General features: G+C 67.5%; 29 protein-coding genes and 1 tRNA gene. 16 read left to right on the top strand and 14 right to left on the bottom strand.

Annotated features, from left to right (window positions below):
- The first annotated feature begins 137 nt into the window (after positions 1-137).
- Both AB0F86_RS22890 and AB0F86_RS22885 read left to right on the top strand, forming a co-directional pair.
- Positions 138-413 (top strand): hypothetical protein, encoded by a 276-nt coding sequence (locus tag AB0F86_RS22890; protein ID WP_356985116.1) that lies wholly within the window; start codon positions 138-140, stop codon positions 411-413.
- A gap of 103 nt (positions 414-516) precedes the next feature.
- Positions 517-819, top strand: a complete 303-nt coding sequence (locus AB0F86_RS22885) for a hypothetical protein (RefSeq protein WP_356985115.1) — start codon at positions 517-519, stop codon at positions 817-819.
- 5 nt (positions 820-824) lie between these two features.
- On the opposite strand, the gene AB0F86_RS22880 is transcribed toward AB0F86_RS22885, so the two are convergent.
- The 9 genes from AB0F86_RS22880 to AB0F86_RS22840 form a co-directional block, all read right to left on the bottom strand.
- Complete coding sequence (locus tag AB0F86_RS22880; RefSeq protein WP_356985114.1) at positions 825-1,583, bottom strand: ESX secretion-associated protein EspG; 759 nt, start codon at positions 1,581-1,583, stop codon at positions 825-827.
- A complete protein-coding gene (locus AB0F86_RS22875; RefSeq protein WP_356985113.1) occupies positions 1,570-2,886 on the bottom strand; it encodes a hypothetical protein in 1,317 nt (438 codons plus the stop codon). Before AB0F86_RS22875 ends, AB0F86_RS22880 begins: the two co-directional genes overlap by 14 nt.
- Positions 2,883-3,263, bottom strand: coding sequence for a hypothetical protein (locus AB0F86_RS22870; protein ID WP_225281074.1), 381 nt, complete (start codon positions 3,261-3,263; stop codon positions 2,883-2,885). The genes AB0F86_RS22875 and AB0F86_RS22870 overlap by 4 nt, the downstream gene beginning before the upstream one ends.
- Before the next feature lie 12 nt (positions 3,264-3,275).
- Positions 3,276-3,821, bottom strand: a complete 546-nt coding sequence (locus tag AB0F86_RS22865) for a DUF3558 domain-containing protein (protein WP_181701339.1) — start codon at positions 3,819-3,821, stop codon at positions 3,276-3,278.
- Between the two features lie 113 nt (positions 3,822-3,934).
- A complete protein-coding gene (locus tag AB0F86_RS22860) occupies positions 3,935-4,435 on the bottom strand; it encodes a hypothetical protein (protein ID WP_356985112.1) in 501 nt (166 codons plus the stop codon).
- Entirely contained in the window at positions 4,432-6,234 is a 1,803-nt protein-coding gene (locus AB0F86_RS22855; RefSeq protein ID WP_356985111.1) for an alpha/beta hydrolase, read from the bottom strand. Before AB0F86_RS22855 ends, AB0F86_RS22860 begins: the two co-directional genes overlap by 4 nt.
- Positions 6,234-6,527: a hypothetical protein gene (locus AB0F86_RS22850; RefSeq protein ID WP_356985110.1), complete on the bottom strand. Its 294-nt coding sequence runs from the start codon at positions 6,525-6,527 to the stop codon at positions 6,234-6,236. Before AB0F86_RS22850 ends, AB0F86_RS22855 begins: the two co-directional genes overlap by 1 nt.
- An 85-nt stretch (positions 6,528-6,612) precedes the next feature.
- On the bottom strand, positions 6,613-7,056 hold the full coding sequence (locus tag AB0F86_RS22845; RefSeq protein ID WP_225281078.1) for a Fur family transcriptional regulator: 444 nt from the start codon (positions 7,054-7,056) through the stop codon (positions 6,613-6,615).
- 5 nt (positions 7,057-7,061) lie between these two features.
- The gene (locus AB0F86_RS22840) at positions 7,062-7,412 is read right to left on the bottom strand and encodes a metalloregulator ArsR/SmtB family transcription factor (RefSeq protein ID WP_067486782.1); all 351 of its coding nucleotides are present in this window, start codon (positions 7,410-7,412) and stop codon (positions 7,062-7,064) included.
- Between the two features lie 193 nt (positions 7,413-7,605).
- Between AB0F86_RS22840 and AB0F86_RS22835 the strand changes: the two genes are divergently transcribed.
- Together AB0F86_RS22835 and AB0F86_RS22830 are read left to right on the top strand one after the other, a co-directional pair.
- Positions 7,606-8,991, top strand: coding sequence for a glycine--tRNA ligase (locus AB0F86_RS22835; RefSeq protein ID WP_067642297.1), 1,386 nt, complete (start codon positions 7,606-7,608; stop codon positions 8,989-8,991).
- A gap of 127 nt (positions 8,992-9,118) precedes the next feature.
- Positions 9,119-10,375 (top strand): acyltransferase, encoded by a 1,257-nt coding sequence (locus AB0F86_RS22830; protein WP_356985109.1) that lies wholly within the window; start codon positions 9,119-9,121, stop codon positions 10,373-10,375.
- Positions 10,376-10,519: 144 nt separating this feature from the next.
- Here the strand turns inward: AB0F86_RS22830 and AB0F86_RS22825 are convergent, their stop codons facing one another.
- Both AB0F86_RS22825 and AB0F86_RS22820 read right to left on the bottom strand, forming a co-directional pair.
- Positions 10,520-11,338 carry a MerR family transcriptional regulator gene (locus tag AB0F86_RS22825; protein ID WP_356985108.1) on the bottom strand — a complete coding sequence of 273 codons (819 nt, stop codon included), beginning with the start codon at positions 11,336-11,338 and terminating at the stop codon, positions 10,520-10,522.
- A gap of 44 nt (positions 11,339-11,382) precedes the next feature.
- Entirely contained in the window at positions 11,383-13,404 is a 2,022-nt protein-coding gene (locus tag AB0F86_RS22820) for a TPM domain-containing protein (protein ID WP_356985107.1), read from the bottom strand.
- Positions 13,405-13,513: 109 nt separating this feature from the next.
- On the opposite strand from AB0F86_RS22820, the gene AB0F86_RS22815 reads away from it, so the two are divergent.
- The 4 genes from AB0F86_RS22815 to dnaG all read left to right on the top strand — a co-directional run bounded on the left by AB0F86_RS22815 (position 13,514) and on the right by dnaG (position 18,203).
- Complete coding sequence (locus AB0F86_RS22815; RefSeq protein WP_356985106.1) at positions 13,514-14,191, top strand: MBL fold metallo-hydrolase; 678 nt, start codon at positions 13,514-13,516, stop codon at positions 14,189-14,191.
- A 214-nt stretch (positions 14,192-14,405) separates the two neighbouring features.
- Positions 14,406-14,984, top strand: a complete 579-nt coding sequence (locus tag AB0F86_RS22810; RefSeq protein ID WP_181701335.1) for a YdcF family protein — start codon at positions 14,406-14,408, stop codon at positions 14,982-14,984.
- Position 14,985: 1 nt separating this feature from the next.
- Positions 14,986-16,239 (top strand): deoxyguanosinetriphosphate triphosphohydrolase, encoded by a 1,254-nt coding sequence (locus tag AB0F86_RS22805; protein WP_356985105.1) that lies wholly within the window; start codon positions 14,986-14,988, stop codon positions 16,237-16,239.
- 23 nt (positions 16,240-16,262) lie between these two features.
- Entirely contained in the window at positions 16,263-18,203 is a 1,941-nt protein-coding gene (gene dnaG / locus AB0F86_RS22800; RefSeq protein WP_067642292.1) for a DNA primase, read from the top strand.
- On the opposite strand, the gene AB0F86_RS22795 is transcribed toward dnaG, so the two are convergent.
- Positions 18,200-18,451, bottom strand: a complete 252-nt coding sequence (locus AB0F86_RS22795) for a hypothetical protein (RefSeq protein WP_067486858.1) — start codon at positions 18,449-18,451, stop codon at positions 18,200-18,202. The two genes, dnaG and AB0F86_RS22795, sit on opposite strands and share 4 nt — an antisense overlap.
- Before the next feature lie 196 nt (positions 18,452-18,647).
- Here AB0F86_RS22795 and AB0F86_RS22790 point away from each other — a divergent pair.
- The 3 genes from AB0F86_RS22790 to AB0F86_RS22780 all read left to right on the top strand — a co-directional run bounded on the left by AB0F86_RS22790 (position 18,648) and on the right by AB0F86_RS22780 (position 19,338).
- A tRNA-Asn gene (locus tag AB0F86_RS22790) sits at positions 18,648-18,720 on the top strand.
- Positions 18,721-18,829: 109 nt separating this feature from the next.
- On the top strand, positions 18,830-19,087 hold the full coding sequence (locus tag AB0F86_RS22785; protein ID WP_067486861.1) for a type II toxin-antitoxin system Phd/YefM family antitoxin: 258 nt from the start codon (positions 18,830-18,832) through the stop codon (positions 19,085-19,087).
- Complete coding sequence (locus AB0F86_RS22780; protein ID WP_356985104.1) at positions 19,084-19,338, top strand: Txe/YoeB family addiction module toxin; 255 nt, start codon at positions 19,084-19,086, stop codon at positions 19,336-19,338. Before AB0F86_RS22785 ends, AB0F86_RS22780 begins: the two co-directional genes overlap by 4 nt.
- A 61-nt stretch (positions 19,339-19,399) precedes the next feature.
- Here AB0F86_RS22780 and AB0F86_RS22775 read toward each other — a convergent pair whose 3' ends face one another.
- Complete coding sequence (locus AB0F86_RS22775; protein ID WP_356985103.1) at positions 19,400-19,633, bottom strand: hypothetical protein; 234 nt, start codon at positions 19,631-19,633, stop codon at positions 19,400-19,402.
- A gap of 88 nt (positions 19,634-19,721) precedes the next feature.
- Positions 19,722-20,207, bottom strand: coding sequence for a hypothetical protein (locus AB0F86_RS22770; RefSeq protein WP_356985102.1), 486 nt, complete (start codon positions 20,205-20,207; stop codon positions 19,722-19,724).
- Positions 20,208-20,294: 87 nt separating this feature from the next.
- Here AB0F86_RS22770 and AB0F86_RS22765 point away from each other — a divergent pair, with 87 nt between their 5' ends.
- From AB0F86_RS22765 to AB0F86_RS22745, 5 genes are all read left to right on the top strand, one after another.
- Positions 20,295-20,528, top strand: a complete 234-nt coding sequence (locus AB0F86_RS22765; protein WP_356985101.1) for a hypothetical protein — start codon at positions 20,295-20,297, stop codon at positions 20,526-20,528.
- Complete coding sequence (locus AB0F86_RS22760) at positions 20,525-21,181, top strand: sigma-70 family RNA polymerase sigma factor (protein ID WP_356985100.1); 657 nt, start codon at positions 20,525-20,527, stop codon at positions 21,179-21,181. The genes AB0F86_RS22765 and AB0F86_RS22760 overlap by 4 nt, the downstream gene beginning before the upstream one ends.
- Complete coding sequence (locus AB0F86_RS22755) at positions 21,178-21,405, top strand: hypothetical protein (protein WP_181698038.1); 228 nt, start codon at positions 21,178-21,180, stop codon at positions 21,403-21,405. The genes AB0F86_RS22760 and AB0F86_RS22755 overlap by 4 nt, the downstream gene beginning before the upstream one ends.
- Before the next feature lie 93 nt (positions 21,406-21,498).
- Positions 21,499-21,918 carry a hypothetical protein gene (locus AB0F86_RS22750; protein WP_356985099.1) on the top strand — a complete coding sequence of 140 codons (420 nt, stop codon included), beginning with the start codon at positions 21,499-21,501 and terminating at the stop codon, positions 21,916-21,918.
- 71 nt (positions 21,919-21,989) lie between these two features.
- Positions 21,990-22,388, top strand: coding sequence for a DUF4870 domain-containing protein (locus AB0F86_RS22745; RefSeq protein ID WP_225281089.1), 399 nt, complete (start codon positions 21,990-21,992; stop codon positions 22,386-22,388).
- Positions 22,389-22,475: the final 87 nt, after the last annotated feature.

The raw sequence follows: 22,475 nt of genomic DNA, 5'->3' as shown, positions 1-22,475 counted from the left end.
GCTGCACGACAAGTCGACCTCCGGCCCTCCGCAACCGGGTACGTTTCTCGCGGAGCGCGAGGTGGCGACGCCGGGTCGCCAGTCAGTACACGTTTCGGCTCGCCTGACATACAGGCGACTCTCTTCATGGAGGCCTCATGGACGGCTCGGCGGACTTTCTCGGCACCCAGGGCAACTATTCGTTGATCAGGTCGGCCGGCCGTCGGTTTCCGGGGTTGCTGATCCAAGGGGACACTTTGAGCGTATTGGTCTCAGACCTTCGAGAGGTCGGGGAACTTCTGGAGACGGGAGATATCGAGGAGGCCCGTTCTGCGGCAAACGAACTGCTCACCGAGTTCTCGGCGATGCAGGCATCCTACGAAGTGATGATGAAGGAGGCCGGTATCAAGCTTCCTTACGCGAAGAACCCGTAGGCGCTGTTCGGAAACCGTTCGTACCCGAGTATCTCGAAGGAAGTCTGGGTGAACGACTTTCAGGCACTGAGGGTGTCCCGCTCGGGTGTGAGAGGATGCGGGCATGTTCGAAGCATTGGGTAGTTTGTTTGCGTTCGTGCTGGTTTTCGGGGGGATCATTCTCGCGATCGTGAAGATGTCGTCCGGGTCTCGGCGGCCGCCTGTCCGTGGTGGGGTGCCGCCGTATTACCCCGGGCAGGTTCCGCCGATGGGGCAGCAGTTTCCGCAGCAGGGGGCGTACCCGCAGCAGGGGATGTATCAGCCGCAGCCCGGGTATCAGCAGTACCCGGGGAATCCGAATGCTGTGCAGCAGGGTTACCCGCAGCAGCCGGGATATCCGCCGCAGGGGATGCCGCCTCAGCGGTAGAGAATTCAGGGGTTGGGGCCGAATTCCTGGTGGTAGCGCTGGGCTCGGGTGAGCATGCGGTGGATGCCGGCGATCATTCGTGAGGTGGGGAGGGGTTCGGCGATGATGGGGTCGCCGGTTTTGACGTAGTAGCGGCCGTCGGGGTAGTCCATCCACCAGAAGCTGCGGGCGGGGGTGGGGCGCGAGTCGAGGGCGGGGCCCGCGAGGGCGGAGATTTCGCCGACAGCGTGGCGGGGGCGGCTGAAGATCCGGTTGAGCTGTTCCAGGGAACTCAGGCGTCCCGCCCGGTATTCGAAGTGTTCCTCTTCCTCGGCGAGACGTTCGCGACGCACCTCGACGGGCGGTTTGGTGCCGGGCTTGGTACGGGGGAGGGCCGCGACGGTCAGGGCGGCGACCTGGTCCGCGGTGCAACAGGTGAGAACGACATCGCTGCCGGTGTCCTCGGCGGTCCCCGGTGCCTGGGCGAGAGTGGCGCCGGCCCGGCCCCGAATAGCGCCGTGGAAGCGGATGACGTTCGAGACATCTTGGCCGACATAACCTTTGGACTCGACCCTGGCATCGGGTACGAGCAGCACGTCGATGGCCTGTTCGATCGCCGGATCGTATTTGGCGAGCAGCTTTTCCACGGCTGCTTCTCGGTGGCGTTTCAGTTCGTCGAAATCGGCGATGTCGGTGCGGTACTGGAGTGGGTAGGGGAGGCGGTCGCGGCCGTAACCGGACCAGAGGATCTCGAATTCGATGCCGGTGAACTCAACTCGGTGCACTGTCGTGGTCTCCGCCGATCACTGGGGGCACGGTTTTGATTCCGTCGGTTCCGATCAGCAGGTCGCCGTTGTCCTGGGTGATCAGGTAATCGGGAATGCCTTTGGTCCGGTCCTCGTCCGAGCCGGCGCCCCTGGCACCGGGCGCGCCCATGGCGCCCATCCCGGGTGCGCCGCGACCACCACCGGCCGCCGCGCCTGCCCGTGAACCGGCGGCGGCAGCTGCGGCAGGGGAGTGGTTGCCGGGGCTCGATTTGCCCGGCGCTGCGGGACCGCCGGCTGCCGAGCCACCGCCACGGCCCGCGCTGCCGCCTCCACCTCGAGCACCGTTGCTCCCGCCGCCGGGCCCGCTCGCTCCGGGAGCGGTCACGCCGGGGCCGGTCGCCGTGGGGGAACCGGCGGAGGGGGCCGAGGCGGACGGCGTGCTGGATTGCGGTGTCGCCGTGGAACTCTGCGAGGTGGTCGAGCTCGGGTCGGTGGATTGCGGTGTGGTGGCCGCAGGGTCGGAATTCGGGTTCTCGGTGGTCGTCGGGTCGTCGCCCGCGCCGGTGTCTTCAGGGCTGCTGCCGGCCGAGTCTCCGGGAGCGTCACCGGTATTCGAACCACCACCGCCCGCGCCGGGACCACCGGGACCGCCGCCGTCGCCTGCGATGACCGGTGCGGTCGGCAGGAAGGGCACCCCGACATCGGCCTGTCCCGCCACCTGGCTGTAGACGGTGCGCAGAATCCTGCGCGCCTCCTGCGTGGCTTCTTCGCGATTGTGATCGTCGACCTTCATCACCCCCTCGGTCGGCAACGTCTTACCGGTGACATTCTCGCGCTCGGTGAGCCCCGGCATCAATGCCTGCGTCTGCTCGATGCCGGTGCGCATCTCGGTGAGCTTCCAGCTGATCGCGGTCGCCGCCTGCGACAGCGGGATCGACCGTTCCGAGTAGTTGTTCACCGCCGCGACCGCCGCCGACGCCGCCGCACCGGTCCATCCGCCGCGCCCGTTGGCGCCGGTGACGGTGCGGGAGAACTCCTGATTGAACTTCAGGAAGGTGCCCATCAGATTCATGCCGATATTCGCCCAGGCCGTCACGGCGTCGTCGACCAGCCGGGGTTTCATCGCGGCGACCGCGGCCTGCATCTGTTCGAGCGACATGCTGTCGTAATTGTCGGGGGTGGTGATGTGCGGCGGTTGCAGGTCGCCGTCGAAAATGGTGGCGTAGTTGCCGTCGGCATAGCTGGCGTAGATCTTCGACCGTTCGATGTTCCACTGTTCCTGCGCGGCGATCACTCTGCTCTTGTAATCCTCGTAGGTCACAGGTGTTCTCCCGTCGCGGAGATCTGGTCGCTTGCCGCCTGGTCCTGGGCGACGAAATTCGCGATCGCCTTGGCGACAACCTCTTTCGCGGTTTGGACAACTTCGATGTGCTTCTTGAGTACTTCGTCGAGTGGGCGGTCGCCGCCGGACGCGGTCAGCGAAAACTTGCGCTCCAAGGTCTGGCTGGAGTTGAACGAGCCGAAACCGGTGATGTTGCGTACCTGGTCGACCTGGGCATAGATCTCCTCGAGCCGGTCCAGGTGGTAGTCGCACGCCTGGTCGAGGCCTTTGCCGATGTCGGGGTCCAGCGACAGCTGACCGGACTCGGCCTGAACCAGCAGTTGATTCCATTCGTTGGGGTCGATGCTCAGCGGCATTGTGGCTCCCGGTCAGTTCGCCGGAATGTACTGAACCAAGGAGTCGGCCAGCCGCCCCACCTCCGGGCACGGAGACGGCGGCGCCGACGCGCTCACGCGGTTGAGCACCCGGAACATCACGGAGCCGTCGGGAACTTCCACGACGATGCTGCAACCGCTGTCATGCGTGGACCCGGTGGTCCGGAGCTGCAGAGCGTTGTGGGAGCCGACGGTCATCGGAACGAAGTCGGTGAAGTCGGTTCTCGCCCGCGAATCTGCGATCGGGTGCTCCGACGACATCACGGAGAACGTGTACTGCTTGGCAGAATCGCTCCAACTGCACACCTTCCACCCCGAAAAGTCCACCCCCGCAACATCCTTCTTCTTACTCCCCACGTTCAACCCCACCCCACCGACCGCCGAATCCGGCAGCGAGCACGGATCCCACACCTTCGCTTCGGCATCCACCGAGGTAGGACTGGCCGCCACACTCACCTGGCTCGGCTGCGGAGTAGCCGCCCCCTGCTCACTCCCGCACCCGGCGACGGCAAACCCCACTGCCGCCACAACCCCCACCATGCCCGTACCCCGTCGAACTGCCATGTCTGTCATCCCTCCCGCAGAACCGGTACCGTGCACGACGTTCCCGCGATCGTAGCCACTGTTGTCTCCCACTGCGACACCCCGAAGTCTCACTCGGCCGCGCACGGTGAGGTGGACGCCATGGTGAAGCGCACCTCCTGCTTGTCGGGCCCCACCCGGCTGCGCGACGACGACACCGAGAACCCGCGCGCGTCCCGGTAATACCTGCTCACCGGGTCCGCATCGGGGTTCTGACTCGGCACGAGGGTGAACCCGCGAGCGGTCATCGCCTCGAGCTTGGCCATCGCCCGGTCGATGAACTCCTGCGACGGGTCGACCTGCTCCCGCTGATATCGGGGCCGCCAGGGTGGGCCGTCCATGCTGATCGAGTCCATCCTGCTGCGGCAGCCGGTGCTCGTGTCGACCGTCGCCGGGTCGACGGACAGCTCCTCCGGCCAGATCAGCTCGAAGTTGTCGGCCACAACCGGCTTGCTCTCGGCAACGGTCAGCCCCGACCGCCGCATGATGTCCTCATTGGTCGGACCGTGTTCCTCGACCAGCGAGCACCCCGTGAGCACCAGCGAAACCGCCAGCACGGCAATGATTCTCATGGGATCTCGATCCGGGCGCCGAGTTGCGGATTGTCGGTCACGCGCGGGTCGGCGTACGGGTTCTCGATTTCGAGGACGGCCTGCGCGGTTGCGGCGCGACCGGCGTCGAACGCTTCCTTGCCGCCGTTGCCGTTGTCGCCGAGACCCACATCCACCCAGGGGGTTTCTATGCCGCGCTCCACGTAGGCGGTCGCGTCCGTCCCCGCGATGACGCCGACGATATTGCCGAAGGCGGTCGATTCGGGATCGTCCCAGTACTTGCCGTGGCCGTCGGTGCCGAACACGACCTCACCCGCACGCGACGAGTTGTCGCCGTAGTAGCCGGTGTCGAGCCGGATCACGCCGGGAACCTCGTCGGGGTCGCCGCCGAGGACGTCGGAGGCGTGCGGGTTGCCGGGCAGGCGCAGGCCGGGGACGCTGAGCCCGGCATCCGGGTAGGACTGGACAACGCCGATGAGGTCACCGGGCGCGGTCATCGAATAGCGCTGCACATCGGGATTCGGGTTGTTCCACCCACCTTCGAACACACCGGTTCCCGCCGACGAAGCGTGCAGGATCCGGTCGGCCCGCAGCCCGAGTTGCTCGGCGGAACCAACCACCGACCCGCCGTAGGAGTGCCCGACGTACGTCACGGGCGTGCCCGGCGCGTGGCTGCTCACCTCCCGATCCACTTCCCGACCGAACTCGACCAGTTTCGGCGCCATCTCCGCGGCGAACGACGGGCTCGGCGCACCATCGGACAGGCTGGTGAGACTCTGCGGAAAGTCGCCCTCCATGTAGAGGAAGATCGGTCCGCCGGTCCGGTCGGCCAGGTTCCAGGCGGCGACGTGGTTCGAACCGGACGCATTGAGATTGGTGCTGGTGCCCGGCACGTAGACACCGACACCGGGCACCCCCGATCGGATGCTGCCGAGCATCTCGATCATCCGCCCGTTGCCCTCCGTGCTGAACATGACGAACTTGCGGTCCACCATGCCCAGCGCCGCGGCCGAGACGGTGCCCTCCGGATCCGGGATCGGCGACAGCATGGCTTCCAGCTGTCCCACCCGGGCCGTATCCGGCACCGGCTTGGCTTTCTCCCTGGTGAGCGCGTTGCGGATGTTGATCTCGTTCGCCTCGACCCGCATCGCGAACGGCACCCCGTTGAGGTTGCCGAGAGTCTCCGGCGCGGCGATCACCAGCTGACGTTGGGCTTCCGGACTCAATCCGGCCAGGAAGGCGGCCCGCTCATCGGGCGACAGCGCCGCCAACCGTGTCACCACCGCGTCGGGGTCGTGCATCGAGCCATCGGCGAGCGCAATGCTGGGCTGACCATCGCGAATGGCGGCCAGATCACCCACCGCCTCGCGCAATCGACCACCGAACAGGGTGTCGAGCCGTTCGATCTCGTCCAGTCCGCTGCGCAGGTTCAGCTGGAAAACCCCTGCGGCGCCTTCCTTCTCGGGCTCCGGATGACTCACGGCACCGTCGGCCGAAACAGTGAACCCCTGCGACATCGCGAGGTTCTTCTGTTCCAGCACATACGTTTTCGCGTGCTTCAGCCCTTGACACACATCGGCGGTGTCGTCGGCGATGCGTAGCAGCACCGCACGCACTTCGTACCCGTGATCGACTTCCTCATCGATGCGCTGCGTGGCCGCGTCTTTCGTCCGGCCGTGCCAGCTTCCCGCCGCCGACAGTGCGCGCGAACAATCGTCCACCGAGGTGGACAGCAGGTCGGCGTTCGCGCGGGCAGCTTCGGCGGCCCGGTGCACGGCGTCGAGATTCCAGGTGTCGAGCTGGGGGATCGTCGGCCGCATCAGCGCGGCTCCAGCTTCGTGATCTCGGCGGCGGCCGCGCCGTCGGCGGCCTGGATGTCGGCCGAGAACTTATCGAGCAGATCGGCCAGCGCCGAATACCTGGTCGCGATCGAGGCCATCGCCTGGCTCGCCGGATCGGGGACGCCCCGCAGCACAGCGAGCACGTCACTTCCCTCGCCGGTCGCCTCGTTCATCACCGCCCAGCTCAGCGCCTCCACGGCCCCGGCCTCCGCACGCCAGGTGGTCGCCATCGCCGTCAGCTGCCCGGGTTCGACCCCCAAGACTCCACTCACGAAATCCCCTCCTCCGCTACCGCGCCTCGTCGTTGTGATGGTTGGACGGGGCACGCGGAGTAAGGGTTCCATCGTGTGACGTGAGTCACACGGAGGCCGACTCGCTGTTCTCGGCGGCGGCGCGCACGCAGTCGCGGCAGGTGCCGAAGATCTCCAATGTGTGGCTCACCTGGGTGAAACCGTGCTCGCCCGCGATCGCCTCGGCCCACGCCTCCACGGTCGGGCCCTCCACCTCGACGGTGCTGCCGCACTGCCTGCACACCAGGTGGTGATGGTGACCGCTCGAGCACTGGCGGTACACGGACTCGCCGGAGTCGGTGCGCAATACGTCGACCATGCCGGCGTCGGCCAGTGATTGCAGGGTGCGATACACGGTGGTCAGGCCGATGCCCTCGCCGCGTTTGCGTAGTTCGTCGTGCAACTCCTGCGCCGAGCGGAACTCGTCGATATCGCCGAGCAGCGCCGAGATGGCACTGCGCTGGCGGGTGCTGCGAACGCCGACCTGCTTGCCGGAGTGGTTGTCTGTCAACGGTTTCACCCTTCCTCGGCATGGGCGACGGCATCGACGACGATGTGCGCTAGATGGTCGTCGACGAGTTCGTAGAGCACCTCGCGACCCGAGCGTTCCCCGTGTACGACGCCCGCCGATTTGAGAATGCGCAGATGCTGGCTGACCAGCGGCTGGGTGACCCCGAGCGCGTCGACCAGCTCGTGCACGCAGCGCGGTGACTCGCGCAATTGCAGCACGATCGCGATCCGCACCGGGGCGGCCAGGGCGCGCAGTAGCTCACCCGCGTCCTCGAGCACCGTGCGCGCGGGCACCGGCGCGGGCGGCAGGGACTGATACGGGCTGTGCTGGTGCGCAGGCGCGGCATCGGTGGTCATCAACCAACTCCTTAATGGAAACCGATACCATTTTGACATGCAAAAGTGCGCATGTCGAATGTGACGCGGCGTGGCATCGGTCGGCTGCTGATATCTCCCTGGACCCGGCCCGATACGCTGGACCAAATGCGTTCGGAAAACCGTGCAGGCTGGTTACCGAACAACCGACTCGCAGTGGATGGAGAAATCTCGCGTGGCACCCAAGTCGAAGGTGGACACCGTTGCCAACCTCGCCAAGCGCCGGGGTCTGGTCTACCCGTGCGGTGAGATCTACGGAGGCACCAAGTCGGCGTGGGACTACGGTCCGCTGGGCGTGGAGCTGAAGGAGAACATCAAGCGGCAGTGGTGGCGGACCATGGTCACCAGCCGCGAAGACGTTGTCGGCCTGGACTCCTCGGTGATCCTGCCCCGCCAGGTCTGGGAGGCCTCGGGCCACGTCGCCACGTTCTCCGACCCGCTGGTCGAGTCGCTGCACACCCACAAGCGCTACCGCGCCGACCACCTCCTGGAAGCCTACGAGGAGAAGCACGGCCGCCCGCCTGCCAACGGCCTGGCCGACATCAACGACCCCGAGACCGGCCAGCCCGGCAAGTGGACCGAGCCGAAGAACTTCTCCGGCCTGCTCAAGACCTTCCTCGGCCCGGTCGACGACGAAGAGGGCCTGCACTATCTGCGCCCCGAGACCGCGCAGGGCATCTTCGTCAACTACAAGAACGTCGAGACCACCGCGCGCAAGAAGCCGCCGTTCGGCATCGCCCAGATCGGCAAGAGCTTCCGCAACGAGATCACCCCCGGCAACTTCATCTTCCGCACCCGCGAGTTCGAGCAGATGGAGATGGAGTTCTTCGTCAAGCCCGGTGAAGACGCCGAGTGGCACAAGTACTGGATCGACACCCGCCTGGCCTGGTACACCGACCTCGGCATCGACCCGGACAACCTGCGCCTGTTCGAGCACCCGAAGGAAAAGCTGTCGCACTACTCGGCCGGTACCACCGACATCGAGTACCGCTTCCGCTTCCAGGGCAGCGAGTGGGGCGAGCTCGAGGGCATCGCCAACCGCACCGATTACGACCTCAAGACGCACTCGGAGCACTCCGGCACCGACCTGAGCTTCTTCGATCAGGCCTCCGGTGAGCGCTACATCCCGTACGTCATCGAGCCTGCGGCCGGTCTGACTCGTTCGCTGATGGCGTTCCTGGTCGACGCCTACGCCGAGGACGAGGCGCCCAACGCCAAGGGCGGTGTCGACGTACGCACGGTGCTGCGTCTGGATCGTCGCCTGGCGCCGGTCAAGGCCGCGGTGCTGCCGCTCTCACGCAACGCCGACCTCACCCCGAAGGCCAAGGACCTCGCCGCCCAGCTGCGCCGCAACTGGAACATCGACTTCGACGACGCGGGTGCCATCGGCCGCCGCTACCGCCGTCAGGACGAGATCGGTACCCCGTTCTGCATCACGGTCGACTTCGACACCCTCGACGACCAGGCCGTGACGGTGCGCGAGCGCGACTCGATGGCCCAGGAACGCATCGCCCTCGACCAGGTCGAGTCCTACCTCGCCGCGCGCCTCATCGGCGCCTGACCCGTCGAAAGCCCGCGCTCGTCGCGGGCTTTCGCATGTCTGGACACGTGATCATGGTCGAGCCGCGTTGATCACACTGTGTAGCTGACGGTTTGCGTCGGCTGGGTGGGTAGTTCACGATTTCGGTGTGCTGTGGGAACCGGAAGACGTGGTGCGGGTGCTCGACCCGTCGGAACAACGATTCGTTCGGCACGGCACGTTCACCGGGCGCTCGGTGACGGTGCACGGGGAACTCGACGCCGCCGCGCTCGGGGCGGCGTTCGCGGCATTGCAGCGGGCGTTCCCGATCCTGGTGTGCCGGATCGTCGAGGACTCCGACGGACACGGAATCCTGTTGCGGCCGGGAGATTTCGAGGCCGTCGGTGCGTGGGTGAGTTTCGGTGATCCCGACGAGGTGCGGGTGCCCGCCGAGACCATGGACCCCGCCGATCAGCTCGGGTACCTGGATGTCGTTCTCGCCGAGGAGGATCGGGCCAGGGTCACGTTGTTCGTGCACCACGGAGTCGCCGACGCCGGGCATTGCGTCGAGCTGTTCGCGCGGCTGTGGGGGTACTACACCGATCATGTGGAGACCGGGAAGATCACCGCGGGTGCGCGGGCGCTGCCGGTGTCGCTGGAGATGATGCTGGCGCAGCGGGGGGTCGGGCGCGGTCCGAGGTCGGGGCTGGAAGCGGTGACGCGGCCGCTGGTCGTGGCCGAGACCGGTGGGTCGCAGCGCGCCGAGCCCGCCGCCCTCGCCAGACCTGCTCGCGTGCAGCTGGATCCGGCCGAGACCGCGCGCGTGCTCGAGCTGGCTCGCGCGCATGCGGTGAGCGTCAACGGGTTGGTCACCGCCGCCGTGCTGCGGGCATACCGCGGGTTGCACGGTGGGGAGCGGGTCGGCTGCGTCTACCCGGTTGATCTGCGCAGGCGTCTCGACCCGCCGGTGGCGGCGGAAGCGGGGACGAACGTGTCCGGGCTCGCGGCGTTCGCGACCGACGACACCGACGATGTCGTCGACCTGGCCCGCCGCATCGGCACCAGCCTGCACAACGACCTGGCCGACGGCGTCGTCGAACAGTCGGTGCTGCATTTCCCGGACTACTACGGCCCCGACCGGATCCACTCGACCGCGGGCCACATCGCCGTCACCAACACCGGAACGGTGCCGCTGTTCCGCGCACCGGCCGGCCTCATCCTCGACGACTACGAGATCGTCTACCTCTCCGCCCACCCCCGCCCGTCCACCGGTGCGGCCGCGGCGGTCACCTTCCTCGTCTACACCTACCTCGGCAGGCTGACGATCGGCCGCCTCGGCGGCGGTGCACGCGCAGCCGAATTGCTGACAGCCGTTGTCGCAGAACTCACCTGGGCCTGCTCACGCGAAATCGCAGCGTCCGCCTGAAGTCACCCGGCGCATCGGGGACGGGCGACCGCCCACGCGGCACCGGAGCCAAGGCGGCTGGTCGACTCGACCACGCGGCCGACCGGAAGTCGTGCCGCGCGCCCGCCGCATGGAGGGTCCACCCGCAGCGGCGGGCCGATTCGACTACCTCGCGGCCAGTGGTTCCTGCAACTCGGTGACCCATCCATTCGGATCCGGTGTCCATTCGAGCGTCACCTCACGCACCGCAGCGGCCGTGCGGTACCCGTTGTCCTCCACCCAGCGACCCAGTTCCTGCCACGCGGCACCGATCCCGCTGACATTCCCGTGGTAGACCGTTGTAGCCACCCGATCGTGGGCAGGCAGGTCGACGATCGAAATATCCCGCACCGCGTCGGGTTCGGCATTCACCGGCACACAGGCGTGCACCCGGACAGTGCCGTCGTCGGCGGGCTCGTAGTACGCGATGGCCGGACCGGCGATCGCGATGCCCGCCTGCGCGAGCCGATCGCTGAGCCCCTCGAACAACGGCTGGATCACCGGGCTGACGTGGGCGGGTTCGAAACCCGCCGCCACCCCGCTCGATCTGGCCACCCGCACCGCGGGCACGGACTTGATCACAACATCCTGCTCGGGCATGACGCCCTCCTTCTCGATGATGCGGAGTCTCGCCTCGACCTCGGTCAGCCGCGCGCGGTCGGCCGCCAACCGCTGTTCCAGTTCCGCCCGGCGCAACGTGAGCATGCCGCGGAGCTCCCGGGGTTGGGGCCCCGGCTCGAGCATCCGGCCCACCTGCTCGAGACTGAACCCGAGCCCCTTGAGCGCGACGATCCGGTTGAGCCTGGCCAGCTGCGCGGCCGAATAGAACCGGTAGCCGGTGGCCGGATCGACCCGGGCGGGTCGCAACAACCCGACAGCGTCGTAGTGGCGCAGCATGCGCACCGACACCTGACCGTGTCTGGCGAAATCTCCGATACTGAACATGACGCCCTCCGGTGTACGGCCTCACACAGTGTGAGAGTCAACGATCAGAATCTGCCGCCTCGGCTGACCCGGCGCGACCCCGAGGATCCGCCGAACGATCCGGGCCGGTACCCGCCCCCGCGTGAGCCGTACCCGCCCCCACGCGAGCCGCTGATCGCCCCGCGCAGCAGACCGTCGAGCAGGATCCCGCCGAGCACCGCACCGGTCTGCCCACTTCCGGACATGGGTTGTCTTGTCTCCCAGGCCCGTACGCTCGCCTCCGCCTGTTGCAGGGCCCGCCCACCCAATTCGGCGGCGGCCTGTGCGCTCCGCAACGCCAGTTCGGGATCGGAACCTGCCTGCTGCCGCGCCTGTCCGAGATGACGTTGTGCCTCCGCCAGCCGGGTGCGCGCCTCGGCGTCGACACCGCCGCGCCGCGTGGTGATGAACGACGAGGCGGCATCGATACGGCTGGTCGCGTCGAGCAGTGTGCGGTCGAGCCGGCGGCGCAGGTCCTCGACGGCGAGCTTGCGGTCCGAGGCGGCGGCGATGGCTCGGTCGAGGTCGGCGTCGGCAGTGACCACCTCGTGGAAGGCGCCGAGCGGATCGGCGTCGTCCACCGTGTTCAGGGTGGTGGTGGCGGTGGCCATCGCGCCGCTGAGCTGGGTGCCACCGAATTCGGTCAGGGTGGACGCGGCGGCGAGATCGGCGCGCAGTTCGTCCAGAGCGGCGGGCAATCCGTCGCGGGCCTGCTGGATGTCGGCCGCGGCGTGCTCGACGGTGTCGAGCAGCGTGCGAGCCTGGCCGAGAGCGGCCTCGGCCGCGCGGATCGCCGCCACCGCACCGCCCTGCTGCCCGGCCGGTTTCGTGAGTACATCGCGGGCGGCGTCGATATTGGTCTGGGCGAAGGCGATTCGCTCCCGCGCCATGCGCACGTTGTCGCGCACGGAGGTCAGCATCGTCGGGGGATAGGTCGCGTCGAGCCGGGTCAGTTCGGTGTCGGCGGCGGGCAGGCGCGCGGTGAGCTCGACGACGGTGCGGGTGAGAGCGTCGAGGCGGGCGGGCGCGTCGATGAGCAGATCGCGCATAGCGTCGAAGTCGGCCACCTGGGCGTCGAGTTCACGGTCGGCCGTGCCGGTGGTCGACAGCAGGTCCAGCAGCAGGACGCGCTGCTGATCGGGCGTTTCGGGAACGGCGTCGTCGAGTTGCTGACGGAGGGCGAACGCCTTCGCGGTCGCCGCACGGGCCGCGTCGAGGGCGTTCCGGAACGGGGTCACCGCCGTCTCGCCGAATTCGCCGGTCGCCAGCGCCAATTCCTCCTCGCTCGTCCGCACCGCGTCGTCGATCTCGACCAGGCGCTCCTTCGACAACGCGTGCAGCGTCGGCAGCGAAAGACGCGACAGCGCAGCCGAATCGGTGGGGTCCATGCCGCGTGCTGTCGCGAGTTCCGCCCGGTCCTTGGTCTGGCGACGCCTGCGCATGACCAGAGCGAGCAGACCGGCCGCCACCACCACGGCCAGTGCTATCAACACCAGCACACCCCACGATGCGCCACCACCGCGCGCCGCCGCCCCGAGCCCCTCGGCGGTGTCGATCCCCGCCTGTGCCCATTTCTGTTCGCGCAGATCGGGTTCCACTGTGTCGGCCAGCAGCGACTCCACCTCGGCGTCGGTGATGCTCGCGGGTGGGGTGCCGTCGAACCAGTAGCCGCGATCGTCGACGGCCACCGCGAGCAGCAGGTCGCGGTCGCCGAAGTCGGAGAGCTCGGCCGTGCGCGCGGCCCAGTCGCGGGCGGACATGGACCCGAAGTCGTGGACGTAGACGAGCCAGAGTTTCACCTGGTGATCGCGGTAGAGGGTATCGATGGCGCCGAGCACCTGTTGTTCGTCTGCCGGGCCGAGCACCTCGGCAGAGTCGACCAGTTGCGGACCCATCCGTGTCGGTGGCTCCGCACCGGCCGCCGGGGCACACAGCAGAAGCAGCAATGCGCCGAGCAGATTCGCGACGAAGCGCTTCCCCGTGTCCGCGCCCCAGAGTTGCCCCGCCGCTGATCGATCGGACGTGCGGGCTCGTTCGACGTACCTCACCGATCGGATATGCGGACTCTTCCTCGGCAGCGGCATGCGTCGAATCTAACGGCCCGGGCCGAGTGAGACGGGTACGACAGGGCGGCGCGTGCCTCATTACCATCGGGGCATGGTCACTGTCGATGCTCGCTACACCGGTCAGGTCGCCCCCGGCGGCGACGCCCACCAGCGCGAAGTACCCGGCGCCCGCATCGTGAAAATGGCCGTCGGCGCCATGAACAACAACACCTACCTGGTGCGATGCGCCGCCACCGGATCAACCCTGCTGATCGACGCCGCCAACGAGGCGAGCCGCATCCTCGAACTGGTGAACCAGGACGCCGAGGGGCAGGTCGAACTCATCGTCACCACCCACCAGCACCCCGACCACTGGTGGGCGCTGGCGGATGTGGCAGGCGCTCTCGCCGTCCCGTCGGCCGCCCACCACCTCGACGCCGAACCGCTGCCGGTCACCCCCGACCGCCTCCTCGCCGACGGCGAGACCATCGACCTGGGCGAACTCACCCTCACCGTCATCCACCTGCGCGGCCACACACCGGGCTCGATCGCGCTGGCCCTGACCGACGGCGCGGGCCGCACTCACCTGTTCACCGGTGACTCCCTGTTCCCCGGCGGCGTGGGCAAAACGCACAACGCCGAGGATTTCGACTCCCTGCTCACCGATGTGACCACCAAACTGTTCGACCGCTACCCGGACGACACCGTCGTCTACCCCGGTCACGGCGACGACACCACCCTCGGCACGGAGCGACCCCAGCTGCCCGAGTGGCGGGCCCGCGGCTGGTAGTCCGAGGCCGACCGGGCACGGCGCGTCGTTCACCGGACCGGAATTCAGTAGTGACCGCTGAGCCGACGGCCGGTCGGTGCCACCTGGCAGACTGAGCAAGGTGAAATCGGGTTCTTCGCGCACGACCGTGCCCGCTCCGGATGCCCGGCACCGGCGCGGCCTGCTCTCGACGGTCTCGATCTGGATCACCAGGCTGGTCGCCGGCGCGATCGTGATGGGCTTGGTGCTGGTCGGCGGGACGGCCTTCCGCGTGTGGCAGGTCGCGCGGATCGACGACCACACCCCGGCCGACGCGATCGTGGTGCTCGGCGCCGCCCAGTACTCGGGGACGCCGTCGTCGGTCTTCGAGGCCAGGCTGTACCAGGCGTGGCGGCTCTACGAGACGGGTGTGGCGCCCCTGGTGATCACCGTCGGTGGCAAGCAGGAGGGCGACCTCTACACCGAAGCCGCCTCGGGCAAGCAATATCTCGAGGACAAGGGTGTGCCGAGCGCCGACATCCTCGCCGTCGAAACGGGTTCCGACACGCTGCGCAGCATCGAAGCCGTCGCCGCCGCCATGCACGAGAACGGCTTGTCATCGGCCGTACTCGTGAGCGACCCGTGGCATTCACTGCGAACCAGGACGATGGCGCGAGACGCCGGTCTGCACGCCTGGACCGCACCAACCCGCACCGGGCCGGCCGTCTACACGAGGGAGTCGCAATTCCACGGCATCGCCCGCGAGACCGGTGCGCTGCTGTGGTACCAGCTCACTCATTTCTCGGCAGATTTCCCTTACGAGGCGGGACAGTGAGATGACCGATACCTACACCCCGCACGACCGCGAACGCATGGTCACCGAACCGGGCAAAACCGCCTGGCCGGGTGCGGCGGGCAAGGGCCACCGCAGCGAATTCTCCCGGGACAGGGCGCGTGTGCTGCACTCGGCCGCGCTGCGTCGCCTGGCCGACAAAACCCAGGTCATGGGCCCGCGCGAAGGCGACACCCCGCGCACCCGGCTCACCCATTCGCTAGAGGTCGCCCAGATCGGACGCAGCATCGCCGACGGCATCGGCGCCGACCCCGACCTCGCCGACCTGGCCGGCCTCGCCCACGACATCGGCCACCCGCCCTACGGCCACAACGGCGAACGCGCCCTCGACGAATTCGCCGACGCCTACGGCGGTTTCGAAGGCAACGCCCAGAACCTGCGCATCCTCACCCGCCTCGAGCCCAAGGTCCTCGACGCCGACGGCGAGAGCGCCGGACTCAACCTCACCCGCGCCGCCCTCGACGCCACCCTCAAATACCCGTGGGGCAGAAGCGGTTCCGGCACCAAGTTCGGCGCCTACGTCGACGACCTGGAGCGCTTGGCGTGGGTGCGTAAGGACGCTCCCGAGCGCAAGCAGAGCCTGGAATGCCAGATCATGGACTGGTCCGACGACGTGGCGTACTCCGTGCACGATGTGGAAGACGGCGTGATCGTCGGCCGCATCGATCTGCGCGCCCTCGCCGACCCCGCCGAACAGGCGGCCCTGGCCGAACAGGGCCACGGCGAACACCCCGACCAGTCGATCGACGCCCTGGCCGCCGCCGCGCAACGGCTGTCCGAACTCGACGTGGTCGCCGAGGCGGCGGGCTACGACGGCACCTTCGCCGCGTCGGTCGCCCTGAAACGGCTCACCAGTGAACTGGTCGGGCGCTTCGCCACCGCCGCCATCGTCGCCACCCAGGAGCACGCCGGGCCGGGCCCGCTGATGCGCTACGAGGCCGATCTGATCGTGCCGCCGGTGGTCGCGGCCGAGGTGGCCGTGCTCAAGACGGTCGCGCTGCGGTACGTACGTTCCGATCGTGGGCACCTGGCCAGGCAGCAGACCCAGCGCGAACGCGTCCAGGCCGTCGCGGACCGCCTGCTCACCACCGCTCCGGCCCACCTCGACGACCAGATGCTGCCCTGGTGGAACGCCGCCACCGACGACACCGCCCGGGTGCGTGTGGTGATCGACCAGATCGCCTCCTACACCGAAAGCCGCTTCGAGCGGGTCGCGACCGCGCTGGACTGCCGCTGACCTGGACCCACTAGACTTGCCGCGTGGCCGGACGAATCCCAGATCGCGATATCGCGGCGATCCGTGAACGTGTCCGGATCGAAGACGTTGTCGGAGAGTACGTGGCGCTCAAACGCGCCGGTGCCGACTCGATCAAAGGCCTGTGCCCGTTCCACGACGAGAAGTCCCCGTCGTTCCATGTGCGGCCCAATCACGGCCTGTTCCACTGCTTCGGCTGTGGCGAGGGCGGTGACGTCTACAAGTTCCTGCAGCAGATCGAGCACATCGGTTTCGTCGAGGCCGTCGAGCAGATGGCCGACCGCATCGGCTACCAGATCAACTACGAGGGCGGCGGCACCTCGGTGCAGCGCGACCGGGGCACCCGCTCCCGGCTGGTCGCCGCCAACGCCGCCGCGCAGGAGTTCTACGCCGCGCGGCTGTACGAACCCGAGGCCGAGGCCGCCCGCAAGTACCTGACCGACCGAAACTTCGATCAGGCCGTCTGGCAGCAGTTCGGCTGCGGTTACGCGCCCGCGGGCTGGGACACCCTCACCAAACACCTGCAGCGCCTGGGTTTCGAGTTCAAGGAACTGGAAGCGGCCGGACTGTCCAAGCAGGGCAAACGCGGCCCGATCGACCGTTTCCATCGCAGGCTGCTGTGGCCTATCCGCAACCTCGGTGGTGAGGTGATCGGGTTCGGCGCCCGCAAGATCTTCGACGACGACACCATGCCCGGCAAGTACGTGAATACGCCGGAAACGTTGCTGTACAAGAAGTCTCAGGTCCTGTTCGGCCTCGACCACGCCAAGCGTGAGATCGCCAAGGGGCATCAGGCCGTCGTCGTCGAGGGATACACCGACGTGATGGCGATGCACCTGGCCGGGGTGAAGACCGCCGTCGCCTCCTGCGGAACGGCCTTCGGCGAAGAACACCTGCAGGTGCTGCGCAGGCTGCTCATGGACGACAACTTCTGGCGCGGCGAGATCATCTACACCTTCGACGGCGACGCGGCGGGCCAGGCGGCCGCGCTGAAGGCCTTCAGCGGCGACCAGCGGCTGGCCGGGCAGACCTACATCGCGGTGGCGCCCGACGGGCAGGATCCGTGCGAGCTGCGTCAGCGCTCCGGCGACTCCGCCGTGCGCGACCTCGTCGCCCGCCGAACCCCGCTCTACGAGTTCGTGATTCGCGGCGTGCTCGCCGAATACAACCTCGACACGGTCGAAGGACAGGTCGAGGCGCGTCGGCGCGCGGTTCCGGTGGTCGCCCAGATCAAGGACAACGCGACCCGCAAGGGTTATGCGACGAAGCTGGCCGGCTGGCTCGGCGTGGACGACATCCAGTCCCTGGTGCGCCAGGTCGGTGACGAAGCCCGCAAGCACTTCCGCGGCGGCGCGGCGCCCGCCGACGACAAGGGTGGCCGCCGCGGCGCCGTCGCGCCACGGCCCGTCGCGCCCGCCCGCGGCAACGGCGACTCGGCCCGCCCCGACCCCCGCGAACCGACGTTGCTCGCCCAGCGCCAAAGCCTGTGCGCCGCTCTGCAATACCCGGGGATCGCGGGCCCGGCCTTCGACGACGTCGAGGCCGACGCGTTCATCCACCCCGCCTACGTGATGGTCCGGTTGATGATCGCGAAAGCCGGCGGCACCGCATCGGGTCTCACCGGCGCTGAGTGGGTCGCCGCAGTGGCCGATCAGAGCGAGGACCTGCTCATCCGGGCCCTCGTCTCGGAGCTGGCCAACGAACAGCTGCCCGTCCGCACGCAGGAGGACGTGCCGCGGCTCATCTCCGGGGTGCTCGCCCGCGTGCAGGAGATCTGGGTGGGCCGCCAGATCGCCGAGCTGAAGTCGCGCCTGCAGCGCATGTCGGCGTCCGATCAGCCCGACGGTTACATGGAGCTGTTCGGCGACCTGGTGGCCCTCGAGGCATACCGCAAGGACCTCGGTCAGCGAGCGATGGGCAACGACCCCAACGTCACCGGCGTCTAACGCCCCCGGCGCAGCTGGTTGTGCGGCACCATCACCGTGGTCCGCTCGTCGAGCGGCTCCATCGGCTCCAGCTTCGGCTGAGTGCTCAGCTTGTCCGACAGCTTCTGTCTGCCCACCGACACCAGCTTCTTCGTCACGGGGCTACCCGTCACCGCCCGTGTCGCCGCACTGATCTGCTCATAGCGCGCCCGCCCGGCCTTCGTGCCGAGCACATACCCGGCCGCTACGCCGATGATCAACCGCAGCATCTCCTGGAGCTCCTCCCACGTCTGTGTGCGCGCCCCATCCTGCCCGACACACCCCACCCCTGTCGATCCGCCCCACCCCCCAACCGCCCCACATGTCCGCAGGTAGCAGCCCGATTTGGGAACCCACGACCCCATACGCTAAAGTTTCATCTCGTTCAGCCAGCCAAGCTGACCCGAGCCCAACAGCTCAGGATATTCCCCTATAGCTCAATTGGCAGAGCAGCCGACTGTTAATCGGCAGGTTTCTGGTTCGAGTCCAGATGGGGGAGCAGTAAAGCCCTCTACCGCAGTGGTAGGGGGCTTTTTTGTTGCAGCACAATGCGTATCGTGCCGAAAACCTGTACGGTACAGGTATCCCGTACAAGGATTGGGAATCTCATGACAGATACCGTCTCTGCGAGCGAAGCACGGAACAAGCTGTTCCCGCTCATCGAAGAGGTCAACAACGACCGCACCGCCATTCACATCACCAGCAAAAAGGGCAACGCCGTCCTGCTGAGTGAAGAGGAATTCAACTCGATGCAGGAAACTCTGTACCTGCTGCGTTCGCCTGCCAACGCGGCGAGGTTGGCGCAGGGCATCGCACAGGCGGAGTCCGGTGATGTGGTCGAGTTCCAGCCTGAAGGAGACCGGTGAAAGTCGTCTTCGTCAAGGTCGCTTGGGAAGACTACACACATTGGGTCAGCACTGACCGCAAGATCGCCATCCGGATCAACCGCCTGATCGATGACATCGCACGCGACCCGTTCGAGGGCCTCGGCAAGCCGGAGCCGCTTCGCGGTGACAAGTCGGGTTACTGGTCTCGCCGCATCGATAGCGAGCATCGGCTGGTCTACTCGGTCTCGGGAGATACCGTCACGGTCGTTCAGGCCAGGTACCACTACTGATCAGTCCTGTGCTGTCCGAAGGACTTCGACGCTCAGCGGCGACGATCGAGCGTACAGAGCCTCAGCCGGACGGGTGCCTGCCCGAGTCGAGAACTTCGGGGTGTTGCAGGGCGCGTCTGATGTCCTCCGCGGAATCGTCGGTTTCTGGGATTTGAAAGTGGCCGACGAGGAGTATGCGGGTTCCGATGGCTCGGAGGTGGAGGGGGATGGTTCGGGTGGGGATGTCGCGGGCGATGCCGGACTCGCCGGTGACGCCCTCCAGCACGACCTTGGTGAAGCCACCGTTCAGGTGCATGGCTACTCGGGCGGGTTGGCGAAAAGGTCGTCCGTCCTTCATGAGTCGGCCTTCCGCGGGTGAGTTCTATCGCTGCCCGTGAGTTCGGTCATTGCTTGGTGAAGGCGATGTGCATCCAGGGGTGCCAGGTGGTGCCGTCTTCGGAGCGTTCCCACAGGGCGGTCATCGATGTGCCGTCGGGGGCGACGGTGAGGGTGGAGCGGACGGCGGCGGTTTCGGTGTCGGTGGGGGCGGCGGGGGTGGCTGTCTGGGGGCCGCCGGTGAAGTGGAAGGTGTTGGTGTCGACGATTTCCACGCGCATCAGTTCGGTGCTGCCGGTGTTGTCGTAGGAGCGGGCGAGGAAGGCAGGGCCGTCGGGGGCGGGTTCGCCGATGATCTCGATACCGCGGACCGGTTGGTCGCCGACGGTGACGTCGATGTGGTGGATCAGGAAGTGTCCGCCGGGGAAGACGTCGTAGGTGTCGAAACCGAGGACGGGGATGGGTGGGTCGGCCAGGACGTGGCCGTTGGTGGCCCACCGGCCCGCGAGGCGGTGCAACCGGGAGGCGTCACGTGGATCGTCCGGCGTGGACATGTTCCATGCCTACCACGGGCCTCGCGACCCGCCAATGCCTCGCGAACAACCCGGTAAGAAATCGGCGTCGCGCGACACCAAGAGATCATGACTGTTCAACTCACACAGGCCGCGTTGTCCGCGGCCGACACCGTGCCGGGGGAGGTGCGGGAATGGCGCAGCCGGTGGTTGGTGGCGTCGGGGTTTCCGCCGTGGTTGGCTGAGACGGTGACGTCCGATCCCGAGGTCGATGTTCATGCGTTGTCGCAGCTCGTCGACCAGGGATGTGCGCCGGAGCTGGCGGTGCGGATCCTGGCGCCGTTGCCGGGGAAACCGCGATGAGCACGCTGCCGCCGACCACGTCGGGGGTCGCGCGGCCGGACGCCGATCGGGAATGGCTCACCGACCTGGTGGACGACGGACCCGCGGGTCGGCACGCGGTGCGGCGGTTGCGCGAGGTGTTGCTACGCGCCACCCGGCATCAGATCTGGCGGTTGCGTGACCTGCTGCCCGGCGCAGGCGCCACCGAGCTGGAAGACCTGGCTCAGCAGTGCGCCGACGATGCTGTCGTAGCTGTCCTGCAACGACTTTCGACCTTCGAAGGGCGTAGCAGGTTCACCACCTGGGCGTACAAATTCGGGGTCAACATCGCGGGTGTGGCCGTGCGCAGGCAGGCGTGGCGGCACCGCGAGATCCTGCTGCCCGACGCACTCGCCTGGCACATCGACCCCGCACCCACCCCGGACGCCCTCGCCGGCGCCGCCGATCTCGCCCGCGCGCTCGAAGCGGCCATTTCCCGCGAACTCACGCCGCACCAACGCCGCATTCTGCTGTCGCTGGTGGTGGAGCAGGTGCCGATCGACGTGCTGGCCGAGCGGCTGGGCAGCACCCGCAACGCCCTCTACAAAACACTCCACGATGCCCGCCGGAAGCTGCGCGCCGCCCTGATCGCGAGCGGGCACCTCGACAACCGTCCCGAGCGGAGCACCCCATGACCGATCCGACTCCCACGGTGATCGACGCCCTGCTGACCGACACCAGCCCCTACCTGTCGTGCGACGAGTGCTTCGACCGCATCGACGTCTATGTCGAGCGCCGTCTCGCCGATCCCGGCTACGACGACCCGGCTATGCGCATCCATCTGGCCGGTTGTGGCGCGTGCGCCGAGGAGGAGCAGACCCTGCGCGAGCTGCTCGCCCAGGACCTGAACAGGTCCTGATCGGTAAGACACGGCGCGCCCGCCGCAACAAACACTGCGAACCACATTCCGCGCGGCCCGACGCTCGGCCGTGCCCACTTCGAGGAGAACACCATGACCGCCACCGATCGCGCTGTGTCCGTCAAAGACCCCGGCTACCAAGCTTTCTGGGCTCTGCGGCTGGGATTCGGGATCCTCCCGATCCTGTTCGGCATCGACAAATTCACCACCCTCCTCACCGCCGATTGGACCCGCTATCTCGCCGACACGTTCGACACCCTCGCCCCCGGTGATGCGAACACCGCCATGCAGATCGTCGGCGTGATCGAAATCGTCGCGGGCATCGCGGTCCTGGTGCTGCCTCGGCTCGGTGCCCCGCTCGTCGCGGTCTGGCTGGGCGCGATCATCGTCGACCTGCTGATGGTGGGCGGCTACGGCGATATCGCCCTGCGCGACTTCGGCCTCATGGCGGCGGCCCTGGTGCTCACCCGGCTGGCCTGGGCCTATCCGAACGGACTGCCCGCCCGATCCTGAGCCCCCGCGACCTGGGGTTTCTGCCGAAAGTTGGGATCGGTAGGCGGCAAGGGACACCGTCTACTGAACCCATGACATCTTCTCAGCTCCCCCCGAACCAGTCCCCGTCCACCGGCTTGGACAAGAAGACCAGTGCGATCCTGTCGTACGCGCTGGGCTGGCTGACCGGAATCATCTTCCTCTTCGTGGGAAAGAACGATCCGGACGTGAAATTCCATGCCGCACAGTCCATTGTCTTCTTCGGCGCCGTCTCGGTACTCAACATCGTCCTGAGCATCGCCGGCTCGCTCCTCGGGGCCTTGGGGATCATCTTCAGCCTCGCCGGGCTCGCGCTCGGGGTCTTCGCGCTCGTCGTCTGGATCATGGCCATGGTCGGTGCGAACAACAAGGGCGGTGTCCGTGCCGAACTTCCCATCGTCGGAAAGTTCACGGCACCCTACGCCGATCAGCTGGCCGGCTCGATCAAGTAGCCGCGTATCCGAAGTAACCACGACACCGAGAAGCCGACGGCCCGAGTCCATCTCGGGCCGTCGGCATCGGTGCCGTCCGGCAGGAGC

The organism is Nocardia sp. NPDC023733 (assembly GCF_040639775.1).
Lineage (GTDB): Bacteria > Actinomycetota > Actinomycetes > Mycobacteriales > Mycobacteriaceae > Nocardia > Nocardia rosealba.
This window is presented reverse-complemented; position numbering and strand designations above follow the sequence as displayed.